Source organism: Nocardioides szechwanensis, from assembly GCF_900103935.1.
Lineage (GTDB): Bacteria > Actinomycetota > Actinomycetes > Propionibacteriales > Nocardioidaceae > Nocardioides > Nocardioides szechwanensis.
On sequence record NZ_FNIC01000001.1, the window covers coordinates 480195 to 494187 of the forward strand.

The 13993-nt window shown below is 70.5% G+C and carries 11 protein-coding genes; 3 read left to right on the plus strand and 8 right to left on the minus strand.

The genetic code is table 11. From position 1 onward, the window contains the following. Nucleotides 1–12: 12 nt before the first annotated feature. Complete coding sequence (locus tag BLR90_RS02315; protein ID WP_170254209.1) at nucleotides 13–675, minus strand: helix-turn-helix transcriptional regulator; 663 nt, start codon at nucleotides 673–675, stop codon at nucleotides 13–15. 194 nt (nucleotides 676–869) lie between these two features. On the opposite strand from BLR90_RS02315, the gene BLR90_RS02320 reads away from it, so the two are divergent. Continuing rightward, nucleotides 870–1424 (plus strand): hypothetical protein, encoded by a 555-nt coding sequence (locus BLR90_RS02320; RefSeq protein WP_091022180.1) that lies wholly within the window; start codon nucleotides 870–872, stop codon nucleotides 1422–1424. A gap of 27 nt (nucleotides 1425–1451) precedes the next feature. Here the strand turns inward: BLR90_RS02320 and BLR90_RS02325 are convergent, their stop codons facing one another. The 3 genes from BLR90_RS02325 to BLR90_RS02335 all read right to left on the minus strand — a co-directional run bounded on the left by BLR90_RS02325 (nucleotide 1452) and on the right by BLR90_RS02335 (nucleotide 3085). Beyond that, nucleotides 1452–2285, minus strand: coding sequence for a DMT family transporter (locus tag BLR90_RS02325; RefSeq protein ID WP_091022182.1), 834 nt, complete (start codon nucleotides 2283–2285; stop codon nucleotides 1452–1454). 2 nt (nucleotides 2286–2287) lie between these two features. Further along, nucleotides 2288–2764, minus strand: coding sequence for a DUF456 domain-containing protein (locus tag BLR90_RS02330; protein ID WP_091022184.1), 477 nt, complete (start codon nucleotides 2762–2764; stop codon nucleotides 2288–2290). A gap of 90 nt (nucleotides 2765–2854) precedes the next feature. Then, complete coding sequence (locus tag BLR90_RS02335) at nucleotides 2855–3085, minus strand: DUF7455 domain-containing protein (protein WP_091022186.1); 231 nt, start codon at nucleotides 3083–3085, stop codon at nucleotides 2855–2857. Nucleotides 3086–3502: 417 nt separating this feature from the next. Here BLR90_RS02335 and BLR90_RS02340 point away from each other — a divergent pair, with 417 nt between their 5' ends. Then, nucleotides 3503–5566: a DNA gyrase/topoisomerase IV subunit B gene (locus BLR90_RS02340; protein ID WP_091022188.1), complete on the plus strand. Its 2064-nt coding sequence runs from the start codon at nucleotides 3503–3505 to the stop codon at nucleotides 5564–5566. Between the two features lie 21 nt (nucleotides 5567–5587). Here the strand turns inward: BLR90_RS02340 and BLR90_RS02345 are convergent, their stop codons facing one another. The 4 genes from BLR90_RS02345 to BLR90_RS02360 form a co-directional block, all read right to left on the minus strand. Beyond that, complete coding sequence (locus tag BLR90_RS02345; RefSeq protein WP_091022190.1) at nucleotides 5588–6082, minus strand: beta-class carbonic anhydrase; 495 nt, start codon at nucleotides 6080–6082, stop codon at nucleotides 5588–5590. 67 nt (nucleotides 6083–6149) lie between these two features. Further along, nucleotides 6150–7979 (minus strand): MFS transporter, encoded by a 1830-nt coding sequence (locus BLR90_RS02350; RefSeq protein WP_091022191.1) that lies wholly within the window; start codon nucleotides 7977–7979, stop codon nucleotides 6150–6152. Continuing rightward, entirely contained in the window at nucleotides 7976–8683 is a 708-nt protein-coding gene (locus BLR90_RS02355) for an LppX_LprAFG lipoprotein (RefSeq protein WP_170254208.1), read from the minus strand. The genes BLR90_RS02350 and BLR90_RS02355 overlap by 4 nt, the downstream gene beginning before the upstream one ends. A gap of 4 nt (nucleotides 8684–8687) precedes the next feature. After that, nucleotides 8688–11168, minus strand: a complete 2481-nt coding sequence (locus BLR90_RS02360) for a DNA gyrase/topoisomerase IV subunit A (RefSeq protein ID WP_091022195.1) — start codon at nucleotides 11166–11168, stop codon at nucleotides 8688–8690. A gap of 76 nt (nucleotides 11169–11244) precedes the next feature. Between BLR90_RS02360 and BLR90_RS02365 the strand changes: the two genes are divergently transcribed. Beyond that, the gene (locus BLR90_RS02365) at nucleotides 11245–13971 is read left to right on the plus strand and encodes a bifunctional acetate--CoA ligase family protein/GNAT family N-acetyltransferase (RefSeq protein ID WP_245715114.1); all 2727 of its coding nucleotides are present in this window, start codon (nucleotides 11245–11247) and stop codon (nucleotides 13969–13971) included. The last annotated feature ends 22 nt before the right edge of the window (nucleotides 13972–13993 follow it).

A 13993-nucleotide genomic window follows, 5' to 3' on the forward strand; every position in this document is an offset into this window, starting at 1 on the left:
CGGCCCTGTGCCTCAGGTCAGCTGCCGGTTGCCCCGGTTGTCGCTCAGGGCGAAGCCGTGGTGCACGGACCAGGTGAGGGCCTGGCTGCGGCTGGTGACCCCCATCTTGCGGTAGGCCGAGCGGATGTAGGTCTTGACCGAGTTGATGCTCAAGAACAGCTCCCGGGCGATCTGCTCGTTGCTGAGACCCATGGCGATCATGCTGACGACCTGCACCTCGCGCGCGGACAGCCCCTCGGCGCGCCCGAGCGTGGCGGAGTTGCCTGTGTAGTCGACGGCCTCCACCGAGGCGTCGCCGGCGAGGTCACCGGCGGCTGCCGCCCAGATCACGTCGGTGAGCTCCGCGGTGTCGGCTGAGAGGGAGACGACACCGTCGACACCCCGGTCGATGGCGCGTGCGGCCAGGTCCGGGCGGAGGTCGCGAGCCACGGCCACGACCGCCGCGTGGGTCTCCTTGACGAGCCAGTCGAGGTCCTTGCCCTCGCCTCGGTTGAGCGCGGCCACGTCGTAGAGGGCGACGTCGATGCCGGGGTCGATCGCTTGCGTGAGCGAGCGGCCGAGCAGCTCGACCCTCGGGGCGAGCTCGGCCACGACGGAGGCGAGGCCGCGGTAGACGACGTCTGCCTCGGTGACGATCGCGAGCCGGATCGGTCGGAGGTGCTGATCAAGTGACAAGGAAACCGCCTTCGGTGACGAACCCCAGTGACTGGAACGACATTTTCCCCGAGACCAACAACAATCGTCAGGCGTCATTCCCCGCATCAGGTGGCCCAAAACCTCCGCAAGGTAAAAGTCTCCGCGTGCGCTCTGCAACCTTCGGGGGCAAAGATGCATCTACCTGATGCCAGCCCCTCACCCAGGAGACTCTGATGACCGTCAGCACCGTTGCCCGCGCCGCAGCCCTCGCCGGCGTCGCCGTACTCACCCTCGGCCTCGCCGGGCCGGCCTTTGCCGAGAGTACGTCGCAGACCGACCCCGCCGACGTGGGAGGCGCCTCGCTCACCGACATCCGCAAGGTGACGCTCAACCACGGGACCGAGCAGGTCATCACGAAGGTGCGGTTCACCGACCTCCAGGAGACCTCCGAAGCGGGACCGTCGGGGATGACGATCTACTTCGACACCCGTCCTGGTCGGAAGGGACCGGAGTTCCGCCTCGACACCGGTCTCCAGTCCGGCACCGACTACCAGCTCAGCCGCGTCCAGGGCTGGACGTCGCCGGGGGAGCCCCTCAGCTGCGACCACTCGCTCAGGCTCGGGTGGGCCACCGACGTCGCCACCCTGCGGGTCGCCCGCACGTGCCTGGGCAACCCGGCGAAGGTGCGCGTCGCGGTCAAGATGGTCGACCTGTACGACGGCAGCCACCCGGTCACCGACTGGCTGGGCAACCCGCGCTCCTTCACGGACCGGGTCGCCAAGGGCTGATCAGCCCCACCGGTCAACCCGCACCGGTCAACCCAGTGCGACGAGCGTGACCGTGACCGCGCACAGGCCCAGGCCCACCGCCTGGGCCTTGTGCACGTGCTCACGGAGCACGGTCGCGGCGAGCACGACCGTGAAGGCCGGGTAGAGCGACGTGATCACCGCCGCCACCGTCAGGTGGCCGTCGCGGGAGGCGGCCAGGAACAGCGCAGTGGCGGCCGCTCCGAGGCAGCCGCTGACGATCCCGAGCAGGGCCGCACCCTGGCGCGGCACCCAGGCCACCCCCAGGGCGGTCGCCACCGCGACCACCACGACCGAGGCGACGAGCTGGTTGAGGGCCAGCGGCAGCAGCCCGGCGTCTTCGGGGATCTGCGCCAGCGCGGCGAAGAGCGTGCCGAAGCCGACGCCCGCGAGGATCCCGTCGACGAGACCGGACCCGGGCGCGACCGCGTCGGCCGCCCGTGGCTCGCGCGCCACCATCCAGATCGCGGGCACCGCCACCGCGATGCCCAGCCAGACCAGCAGGCTCGGTCGTTCACCCAGTGCCAGCCCCACCACGATCGGGAGCAGGGCGGCACCCACGCCAGAGACCGGCGCCACCACGCCCATCCGGCCTGCGGAGAGGCCGCGGTAGAGGAACGCCGTACCCAGTCCGTTGCCGAGGCCCGCGAGGAGCGTCCAGCCGAGGACGGCGCGCCCGAAGGTGCCGCCGTCGAGCAGGCCGACGACCAGGAACGGGACGGCGCCCGCGAGCTGGCCCACGAGCGCGATCGTCCACGGCGTGACGCGCTTGGAGGCCACTCCGCCGACGAAGTCGGACAGGCCGTAGGACGCCGCGGCCAGCAGCGAGAGCAGGACAGCCATGGTCAGGTGAGGAGGACGCCGACGACCCAGGTGCCGGCCGCGAGCACGCCCGCGACCAGCTCGATCAGGATGCTGAGCCCGACCGCCTTCAGGGCGTGCTTGGTGGACGGCCACGCCTGGGCCGAGCCGACCCGCCGGTGCTCGGCGAGATAGATGCCGAGGACGAAGCCCAGGAAGATGCCGACCACGGGGACCACGAAGAAGCCGACGATCGCGAGGCCGGCCCCGGCCCACTGGGTCGAGGCGGGGATGCCGGCGCTCTTGAGCCGCTTGCCGGGCACGGCGTACTTCACCACGGTGCCCACGGCCAGCAGCACGGTCACCACGGCGAACACGACCCAGGCGATCGACCCACCGACGTCGAGGGCCCAGATGAGCACGCCGCCGAGGATGAGCACCGAGCCGGGCAGGACGGGGACCAGGATGCCGGCCAGGCCGACCGCGACCAGGAGCGCGACGAGGACTTCGGTGAGGCTCACGCCGCACACCCTGTCATGCGAGTCGTCGGTAAATAGCCGATGGCCCCGGACTCGCGTCGGGGGCCATCGGGGAGTCGGTGGGTGGCGGTGTCAGCGCTCGGCACTCGGCGTCGTTGCCGGGGTGTTGGTGAGCTTGTGGGTCTCGTCGACCACGTTGACGGCGACCTCTTTGAGCTTGTCTCCGTGCTCACGCGCGTGGTGCGCGCAAAACAGGAGCTCGCCGCCGGCGTGGAGCTCGACACGCAGGTAGGCCTGCGCACCGCAACGGTCGCAGCGGTCCTCGGCAGTCAGAGGAGCACTAGGGGCAACAGCAGTTGTCACTTCGGCCTCGTTTCTCGGGTGGTGTCCTAGTCAACGTAGCGAGGGAGACCAACATTCCCTGCATCGCGTGTCCTGGGCCTTTGATCCAATCACGGTGATGGTTCCCCAGGAGGACGATTTCCATGCCGTGGACGCCGGCCTGTGGAAAAGGCCCCGTTGGAAGCTCGGGGAGAGACACCTTGTTGAGTTTGACGTCCGAGAGGTGACCTGAGTTGCCGAACGGTGACACCGAGCACCGATCGTGTCCACATCGTGACGTGAGCCCCGGCTGCGAGCTTCCGCTCACCGTAAGGCGGGTCCGGCGAGCGAGCCTTCACCGGCCTCCGGCGTGTCGCAGGTAGATTCGGAGCCGGAGAACCACCGGATTTCGTCCCCCCGTTTCAGTACCCAGCTCATTCCGCTGCCAGGAGCCCCACGATCGCCGACAACACCTACAACGCCGCTCACCTCCTCGTCCTCGAGGGACTGGAGGCGGTGCGCAAGCGTCCCGGCATGTACATCGGCTCGACCGACACCCGCGGCCTCATGCACTGCCTGTGGGAGATCATCGACAACGGGGTCGACGAGGCACTCGCCGGCTCGGCCCACCGCGTCGAGGTCACGCTCCACGCCGACGACTCGGTCGAGGTGCACGACGACGGCCGGGGCATCCCGACCGACAAGGAGCCCAAGACCGGGCTGCCCGGGGTCGAGGTGGTGGCCACCAAGCTCCACGCCGGCGGCAAGTTCGGCGGCGGTTCCTACGTCGCCACCGGCGGGCTGCACGGCGTCGGACTCTCCGTCGTCAACGCGCTCTCCGCGCGGATGGACATCGACGTCGACCGCACGCCGTCCCAGCAGGGGCTGAGCTTCCACCGAGGGGTGCCGGGCGTCTTCGCCGGCGACGGTCCCGACGCGGCGTTCACCCCCCAGTCGGGGCTCACCCGCAAGGGCAAGCGCGTCGCCAAGGGCAAGACCGGCACGCTGATCCGGTTCTGGCCCGACCGCCAGATCTTCACCAAGGACGCGCGGTTCGAGTTCGAGGGGCTGCTCGGCCGGGCCCGGCAGACGTCGTTCATCGTGCCCGGGCTCGAGCTCGTCATCCGCGACCTCCGGGGCGACACCCCCGTCGAGGAGAAGTTCCGCCACGACGGCGGCATCGCCGAGTTCGCCGAGTACCTCTCGCACGACGAGCCGGTCACCGAGGTGCTGCGGCTGCAGGGCAGCGACACCTTCACCGAGACCGTGCCGATGCTCGACGTCAAGGGCCACATGACGCCCCAGGAGGTCGAGCGTGAGCTGACGGTCGACATCGCCGCGCGCTGGGGCACCGGTTACGACACCGAGCTGCGCTCCTTCGTCAACGTGATCGCCACGCCCAAGGGCGGCACCCACGTGAGCGGCTTCGAGTCGGCCCTCACCAAGACGTTCAACGACGCCATGCGCGCCACCAAGGCGCTCCGGGTCAACGACGACGACGTGATCAAGGACGACGTGCTCGAGGGGCTGACGGCGGTCGTGACGGTCCGTCTGGCCGAGCCGCAGTTCGAGGGTCAGACCAAGGAGATCCTCGGCACCCCTGCCGCGCGCTCCGTCGTACGACGGGTCGTTTCAGGGGAGCTGAAGAAGTTCCTGACCTCGACCAAGCGGGCCGAGAAGGCGCAGGCCAAGCTCCTCATGGAGAAGGTCGTCGCCGCGTCCAAGACCCGTCTGGCGGCGCGTCAGCACAAGGAGACCCAGCGTCGCAAGAACGCCCTGGAGTCCTCGGCCCTGCCGTCCAAGCTGGCCGACTGCCGCGCCAACGACAACGACCGCACCGAGCTGTTCATCGTCGAGGGTGACTCCGCACTCGGCACCGCCAAGCTGGCGCGCAACGCGGAGTTCCAGGCGCTGCTGCCGATCCGCGGCAAGATCCTCAACGTCCAGAAGGCGTCCGTGGGCGACATGCTCAAGAACGCCGAGTGCGCCTCGATCATCCAGGTCGTCGGCGCCGGCTCCGGACGCACCTTCGACCTCGAGGCCCGGCGCTACGGCCGGATCATCTTCATGGCCGACGCCGACTCCGACGGCGCCCACATCCGGTGCCTGCTGGCCACCTTGTTCTTCAAGTACATGCCCGAGCTGATCCACGAGGGACGCATCTACTCCGCTGTGCCCCCGCTGCACCGCATCGAGATCTCGGCGCCCAAGAAGGGCCAGGAGAAGTATGTCTACACCTACTCCGACGACGAGCTGCAGCGAAAGCTCGCGGAGCTCAAGAAGAAGAACGTGAAGTGGAAGGACCCGGTCCAGCGCTACAAGGGCCTCGGTGAGATGGACGCCGACCAGCTGGCCGAGACCACCATGGACCCCCGCCACCGCACCCTGCGCCGGATCACCGTCGACGACGCCGACGTTGCCTCGCAGGTCTTCGAGCTGCTGATGGGTTCCGACGTCGCTCCCCGCAAGGAGTTCATCGTGCAGGGTGCCTACGAGGTCGACGTGGAGTCGCTCGACGCCTGAGTGGCGCGCCGCCGCGAGCCGTCAGACGTGCTGCTCGAGCAGGCCGGTGTCGACGTCGTAGACGAAGCCGCCGACGACGGTGGACTCGGGGATCAGCGGGTGGGCGCGGATCTTGGCGATGTCGTCGGTGAGGGCCTGGAGCTGGTCGGTGATCACACCGAAGCTCTGCCACGACGCGTCCTGGCCCGAGGACTCGGAGATCCGAGTCCGGAGCTCCTCCTCGGTGTGGCTGGCCATGGCGCACCGGGTGTGGGGTACGACGAGGATGCGGTGCACGCCGAGCAGGTGGGTGCCGAGCACCAGCGCCTCGAGGGCCTGCGGGGTGATCCGGCCACCGGGGTTACGGAAGATCTTGGCGTCGCCGGGCTTGAGCCCGACCATCCCCAGCGGGTCGATCCGGGAGTCCATGCAGGTCACGATGGCGACCCCGGCATGGGCCACGCCGTCGAACCCGCCGAGGGCGAAGTCGGAGGCGAACTCTCGGTTGGCGGTCATCAGGTCGTCGAAGTCGGCCATGAGCGCGAACCTAGCGGACCTGGGTCACCGCGGCGTGCCATAGGCGCGGATGTGGACGTGGTCTTGCTCACCCACCGGCGCGCAGCACGTCCGCCGCGCTGAATGAGCGCGTGGCCGCACCCCGGAACACGACCAGCGCGCACCCGGCCGCGACCACCGCGCACAGCGCTGCGCCCGCGAAGATGGCGTGCTCCTGGGGGATCCCCGCGCCGGAGAGCAGGTCGCTGAACGCCTTGCACCGAGTCTTGCCGTTGCACACCTCACGCGCCGGCGGGAGCGGGTTGTCCGCGAGCTGGGCGTAGTAGCGGCGCAGGCCCACCGCGGTGAGCGCGGAGATGCCGACCAGCATGCCGACCATCCGTGCCACGACGACCAGGGCGGTGGCGACCCCGTGGACGTCGTCGTCCGTGCTGGCCAGGATCGCCGCGTTGACCGGCGCGAGGGCCAGCCCGAAGCCGAAGCCGCAGAGCACCAGCGTGGCGTCGGTGTGGAGGTGCTCGAGGCTGGTGATGTCCCACTGCGTCATCAGCATGAAGGCGGTCGCGGCCATCAGCATGCCGACGGCGGTGATCAGCCCGGCGCTGAACCGGCGGGTGAGGTAGCCGCCGACCACGGCGCCGATCGGCAGCGCGACCAGGAAGCGGACCAGCACGAGCGCGGCCATCAGCTGGGAGTCGCGATAGATGGTGGTGCGCGCGAAGAGCGGGATGTCGATCAGTGCGGCGATCAGGGCCGCGCCGACGAAGAAGCTGACCAGGATCGCGCCCCACGCCGGCGTGCGCCGCAGTGCTCCGCGGGGCACGAGGGGGGAGTCGGTACGGCGCAGGTGGACGACGAGCGCGACCGTCGCGACCGCGGAGCCGGCGAGGTAGTAGTAGCCCTGGTCGGCGAACAGCTGGATCTTGGGGTCGGCGGTGGCGAACGCCAGGATCACGCCGCCCAGGGCGACCGCCAGGAACAGGGCGCCGGTCACGTCGGCGTCGCGCATGCTGCGCACCCAGCTGGGGCCGTCGACCAGCGGCCGCCGGGCCGTGAAGCAGCGCACGACGAACAGCAGCCCGGCGAGGACTGCGGCCGCCCCGAGCGGGGTCAGCCACCGCCCGTCGCCGGCGAACGGGATGAACAGCTGGCCCCACGTCAGGTCCTGGAGCAGTGACGGCGGGCGGACGAACACCAGTCCGCCGGCGACCAGGCTCACCAGCAGGAGCACGCCACCGACGATGTCCGGGAAACCGCGGTGTGGGACGACACCACGTGTTTCGGGGCCTGATTCCTGCGGAATGTGACCAAACCGCAGAGCTCGGATGGCTGCGGCGAGCACCAGCCCGACGACGAGGTTGATCAGGAAGATCATCCGCCAGTCGGAGACGGCCAGGACCACGGCGCCGAAGAGCGGGCCGATGACGCTGCCGAGCTCCTGGACGGCCGACACCACGCCGAGGGGTACGCCGCGTCGCTCGCGCGGGTAGAGGTCGGCGACCAGGGCCAGCGTGGCGGGGACCAGCCCGCCACCGCCGAGACCCTGGAGGAAGCGGCCGGACACCATGGTCGGCATGTCGTAGGCCAGCGTGGTGACCAGCGAGCCGAGCGCGAAGATGACCAGCGCGGCCACCAGCACGGGGACCCGGCCCCGGAGGTCGGCGATCCGGCCGATGAGCGGGAGCATCGCGACGTAGCCGAGCAGGAAGCCGGAGATGATCGGGGCGGCCCGCTGGAGCTCCTCCGGGGAGATGCCGACCGCGCTGCCCATCTCGGGCAGGGCCAGCACGACGACGTAGGTGTCGGCGGCGGCGAACGCCACGGCTACGGCGGCGAGGCCGAGCAGCAGCCGTGGTGAGCCGTGGAGCGACTTCGTCGCTCCATTGGGAGTACTCGCTGAACTCGTACTCCCGGTCACGGCGCGGTGATGTCCTTCTCGGTGCCGTAGTCGTCGAACTCGATGGTGTAGGTCATCGTGTCGGCGCCCTGGTAGAACTCACCGGTCAGCACCGCCGTGCGCAGCTCGCCGGAGTCGGAGATGGTGTAGGTCGCCTCGAAGTCGCCGGTCGAGCCCGGGATGATGTTCTTGACCGTCGAGCCCGGGACGGTGCCGGTGTACTCGGTGAAGATCTCCTTGTTGTTGTCCCCGCCCCGGATCGACTCGCCCTTCTCGAGGCTGGTCGTGGCGGGGAGCAGCGAGGAGAGCCCCGCGTCGGCGCTCATCAGCTGGGCGGGATCGGGCGCGCCGTACTCGCCGGGGTTGATCTCCTGGAACTCGGTGGTGAACGGGAGCACGGCGTAGACCACGTCGTCGACGGCGATGACTTTCACCGTCGGCGTGCCGCCCGCGATGGCGACCACGATCGAACCCTCGAACGCCGGAGCGTGAGTGCCGACCCCGTCGGCCGTCAGGATGCCGGTGACGCCGTCGGGCAGGTCCGTGGTCTCGAGCGCGATGTTGACGCCGCTGGTCTCGTCGAGCTTGGTCTTGGCGGTCGCCATGACCTCCTCGGGCGTCGCGTCGTCGGCGCCCCCGCCGCCGCCGCCACCGTCGCCGCTGCAGGCCGAGCCGGACACGAGCAGGACGCCGACGAGGGCCAGCGGTGCGAGGCGCGAAAGCATGCGGTCACCCTTCCACATGGGAGGCGGCCGGTACGCCGATCCGCGCGGACAGCGGACCCGCGCACGCGACGATCGGCTGCGACCCGGGCGTGCCGGAGCCGTCGCGGCGGCCGTTGGCCTCGGGCAGCTCGACCGGAGCGCCGCTGGCCGCACTCGCGCGGGCCGGAGCGGTGCCGGCCCAGGCGAAGACCAGGGCGTCCTCGCCCTTGAGGAAGCGGTGGCAGCGCACGCCACCGGTGGCGCGGCCCTTGGGCGGGTACTCGGTGAACGGCGTGACCTTCACGAGCCCCGGCTCGGTGCCGGGCAGCGCGGTGGAGGAGCCGGAGGCGGTGACCACGACCGAGCCCTCGGGCTCGACGACGCCGAACCACGCCACGGACTCGCCGGACGTCAGCCGGATGCCGGCGATCCCGCCGCCGGCACGGCCCTGCGGTCGGACGCCCTCGGCGCCGAAGTGCAGCAGCTGGGCGTCGGTGGTGATGAAGCAGAGCGTCTCGGTGCCGGTGAGCAGCTGGGTGGCGCCGACGACCTCGTCGCCGGGCTCGAGCCGGATCACCTCCCACTCGTCCTTGCCCAGGACCTCGGGGTTGACCCGCTTGACCGTGCCCTGTCGGGTGCCGAGGGCCAGGCCGGGACCGTCGGCGGTCAGCGTGCACAGCGCGAGCGCCCGCTCGCCGGCGCCGAGCGACAGCACCTCGCTGAGCGGCAGCCCGCCCTGGAGGTTGGGGTCGTTGGCCGACGCGGGGATGGCCGGGAGGTCGAGCACCCCGAGGCGCAGGACCCGTCCGGCCGAGGTGAGTACGCCGATCTCGCCGCGCGCGGTGGTCGCGATCGCCGAGACGACGACGTCGTGGTTGGTGCGGGCGCCGCCCGACCCGACCGCCTCCGCGTTGGAGGTGCGCGCGAGCAGCCCCGTGGCCGACAGCAGGGCGAAGCAAGGGTCGTCGGCCACCTCGAGGGCCACCGCGCTGGAGGTGACGGTGGTGCCGGACGACTCCAGGAGGACGGTGCGACGGGGGGTGCCGTAGGCCTTGGCCACGTCGGTGAGCTCGTCGCCGACGACCTTGCGGAGCAGCTTCTCGTCGCCCAGGATCGCGTCGAGCTCTTCGATCTCGCGGCGCAGCTCCTGCTGCTCCTTCTCCAGCTCGATCCGGCTGAACCGGGTGAGCCGGCGCAGCTGCATCTCGAGGATGTAGTCGGTCTGCGCCAGCGAGAGGTCGAAGACCGACATCAGCCGCTCGCGGGCGGTCGCGGTGTCGTCGCTGATGCGGATCACCTGGATCACCTCGTCGATGTCCAGGAGCGCGACCAGCAGCCCGTCGATGAGGTGGAGGCGGTCTGCCTTCTTGTTGCGGCGGAACTGCGAGCGGCGGCGTACGACGTCGTAGCGGTGCTCGAGGAAGACCTCGAGCATCTCCTTGAGCCCGAGAGTGCGCGGCTGGCCGTCGACGAGTGCGACGTTGTTGATCCCGAACGAGTCCTCCATCGGCGTGTGCCGGTAGAGCTGCTCGAGCAGCGCCTCGGGCACGAAGCCGTTCTTGACCTCGATCACCAGGCGGAGCCCGTGCTCACGGTCGGTGAGGTCCTTCATGTCGGAGATGCCCTGGAGCTTCTTGCCCTGCACCAGCGTCTTGATCCGTTCGATGACCTTCTCGGTGCCGACGCCGTAGGGCAGCTCGGTCACCACGATGCCCTTGCGACGGCCGATGGTCTCGATCCGCGCACTGGCGCGCATCCGGAACGAGCCGCGGCCGGTCTCGTAGGCGTCGCGGATGCCGTCGAGACCGACGATCTTCCCGCCGGTGGGCAGGTCGGGGCCGGGCACGAACCGCATCAGGTCGTCGATGGTCGCCGTCGGGTGGGTGATCAGGTGGCGCAGCGCCTGGACCACCTCGACCAGGTTGTGCGGCGCGCAGTTGGTGGCCATGCCGACCGCGATGCCGGTGGTGCCGTTGACGACGAGGTGGGGGATCGCCGCCGGCAGGACCGTCGGCTCCATCTCGCGGGAGTCGTAGTTGGGCTTGAAGTCGACGGTGTCCTCGTCGATCGAGGCGGTCATCGCCACCGCGGCGGGCGCCATCCGGCACTCCGTGTAGCGCATGGCAGCGGGGGAGTCGTCGGGCGAGCCGAAGTTGCCGTGCCCGTCGACGGTGGGCACCCGCAGCGAGAACGGCTGGGTCATCCGCACCAGTGCGTCGTAGATGGCCGTGTCACCGTGCGGGTGCAGCCGACCCATGACCTCACCGACGACGCGGGCGCTCTTGACGTGGCCGCGGTCGGGACGCAGCCCCATCTCGTTCATCGTGTAGAGGATCCGGCGCTGCACGGGCTTGAGACCGTCACGGGCGTCGGGCAGGGCGCGGGAGTAGATGACGGAGTAGGCGTACTCGAGGAACGACGACCGCATCTCGTCGCCGACGTCGATGTCGAGGATATGCTCCTCGAAGTCGTCGGGGAGCGGCGGTTTCGTCGTACGGCGGGCCATGGCCGCATTGTCTCCCGCGCCGCGCGGCCATCCGGAGGGGGCACGCCGTTCACGGTCGTCGGGATAGATTCTGGGCGTGACCGCCGAGCCGACCAGCAGCACCACCGACGAACTGAGCGAGATCCCGAGCGCTCCTCGTCACTGGGAGGCCGACGTCCTGCTGCGCGACGGCCGCACGGCCCACATCCGGCCGATCGCGGCCAACGACGCCGAGCTGCTCGTGGAGTTCTACTCCCGCGTCTCCGACGAGTCGAAGTACTACCGGTTCTTCAGCCCGATGCCCAAGCTCTCCGAGAAGGACGTCGCCCGCTTCACGCAGGTCGACCACCAGGACCGGGTGGCGTTCGTCCTGATGCTCCAGGGGCAGATGATCGCCGTCGGCCGGTTCGACGTGATCAAGCCCGGCGAGGCCGAGGTGGCGTTCCTGGTCGAGGACCAGCACCAGGGCCGTGGCATCGCCCAGCTGCTGCTCGAGCACCTCGCCCAGGCCGGCCGCGAGCGCGGGGTCGAGCGGTTCGTCGCCGAGGTGCTGCCCGACAACCACCGGATGATCCAGATCTTCCGCGACGCCGGCTACCGCATCGCCAGCGAGTACGACGAGGGCGTGCTGATGCTGGAGTTCTCCATCGACCCCACCGAGACCGCCATCGGCGTGATGCGCGGCCGTGAGCACCGGGCCGAGGCCGCGTCGATCGAGCGGTTCTTCAACCCCCGCTCGGTGGCTGTCATCGGGGCCAGCCGCCGCCAGGACACGATCGGGCAGGCGCTGGTGCGCCACCTAGTCACCGGCGACTACACGGGCCGGGTCTACGTCGTGAACCCCAGCGCCGCGGCGGTCTCGGGCATGCCCGCCTACAAGGCGGTCGGCGACATCCCCGACGACGTCGACGTCGCGATCGTCGCCGTACCGGCCGAGGCCGTCGAGGACGTCGTGCTCGAGTGCGCGGCCAAGGGCGTCCACGGCCTGGTCGTGATCTCGTCGGGCTTCGCCGAGACCGGTGACGAGGGGCGCAAGCGCCAGCGCCGCCTGGTCGGGCTGTCGCGCTCCTACGGCCTGCGCCTAATCGGCCCCAACTGCCTGGGCGTCATCAACACCGACCCTTCCGTGTCGATCAACGCCTCGCTCTCGTCGGTGATGCCGGCGCGCGGACGTGCGGGCTTCTTCTGCCAGTCCGGCGCGCTCGGCTCGGCGATCCTCGAGAAGGTGCAGAACCGCGGGCTCGGCCTCTCGACGTTCGTCAGCGCCGGCAACCGCGCCGACGTGTCGGGCAACGACCTGCTGCAGTACTGGGAGGAGGACGACTCCACCGAGGTCGTGCTGCTCTACCTCGAGTCGATCGGTAACCCCCGCAAGTTCTCCCGGATCGCGCGCCGGGTCTCGCTGCGCAAGCCGATCATCGCGGTGCGCTCGGGCCGCACCACCCAGGGTGTGCCGATGGGCCACGCCGTACGCCGGATCGCGGCACCGCCGCAGGCCGTCGACGCGATGTTCCGCCAGGCGGGCGTGATCCAGGTCGACACGCTCGAGGAGATGTTCGACGTCGCCCAGCTGCTCGCGCACCAGCCGCTGCCGCGCGGGCGCCGGGTCGCGATCGTCGGCAACTCCGACGCGCTCGGACTGCTGGCCGCCGACGCCGCCGCCGCCGTGGGCCTGGTCGTCAACAAGTCGGTCGCGCTCGGCGCCGAGGCGACCGCCGAGGACTTCGAGGACGCCCTCGACGCCGCCATCGACGACCCCGACATCGACTCCGTCATCGCGGTCTACATCCCGCCGCTCAACGTCTCCGGTGAGGACGTCGCCAACGTGCTAGCCGCCGTCGGCGAGCAGTCCGACAAGCCGCTGGTGTCGTCGTTCCTCGGCGCCGAAGGCGTCCCCGAGCTGCTGCGCGTCCCCGACGTCGCGGGCTCGACGGCCGGCCGCGGCTCGGTGCCGTCGTACCCCGCCGTCGAGGCCGCCGTGCGCGCGCTCGCGCGCGTCGTGGAGTACGCCGTGTGGTTGCGCACCCCCGACGGCCCACCGCCCGACCCGGCCGAGGTCGACCTGGCGACTGCCCGCCAGCTGGTCAACAGCGTCCTGGCCGAGCACCCGCAGGGCACGGGCCTCACCCGTGAGCAGACCACTGAGCTGCTGGCCGCCTACGACATCACCCTGTGGGAGTCGCGTCCGGTCTCGACCCTGCGCCAGGCCCAGGCCGCCGGGCGCGAGATGGGCTGGGACGTCGTGCTCAAGGCGACCTCCCACCCGCTGCGCGAGCGGCCCGACCTGGCTCATGTGTGGCGCAACATCGACACCAGCGCCGAGATGCGTGACGCGTGGGACTCCCTGACCGCGCTGGTCGGCGGCGCCGACTCGGCGGGGTTCGTGGTGCAGAAGCACGCGCCGCCCGGCGTACCCATCGCCATCCGCAGCATCGAGGACCCGCTCTTCGGGCCGGTCGTGTCGTTCGGCATCTCGGGCCCGATCATCGAGCTGCTGGCCGACAAGTCCTACCGGATCCCGCCGCTCGGCGACCGTGACGCCGCGGCGATGGTGCGGGAGATCAAGAGCTCGCCGATGCTCTTCGGCTACCGCGGTGCCGAGGTCGTCGACGTGGTCGAGATCGAGCGCCTGATCAGCCGGGTCGCCCAGCTCCAGAACGACCTGCCGCAGGTCAGCTCCCTCGAGCTCGCGCTGGTCCTGGCCGGGACCAGTGGGGCCTCCGTGCTCACCGCCGAGGCCCGCGTCGACCCGGTCACCGACCCGCGCTCGGACCTGTTCGTGCGCCGGATGCCGGAGCAGCAGGGCGACACGCTCCCGGGCTGACCGCGTCGGGCCCCCGTGACAG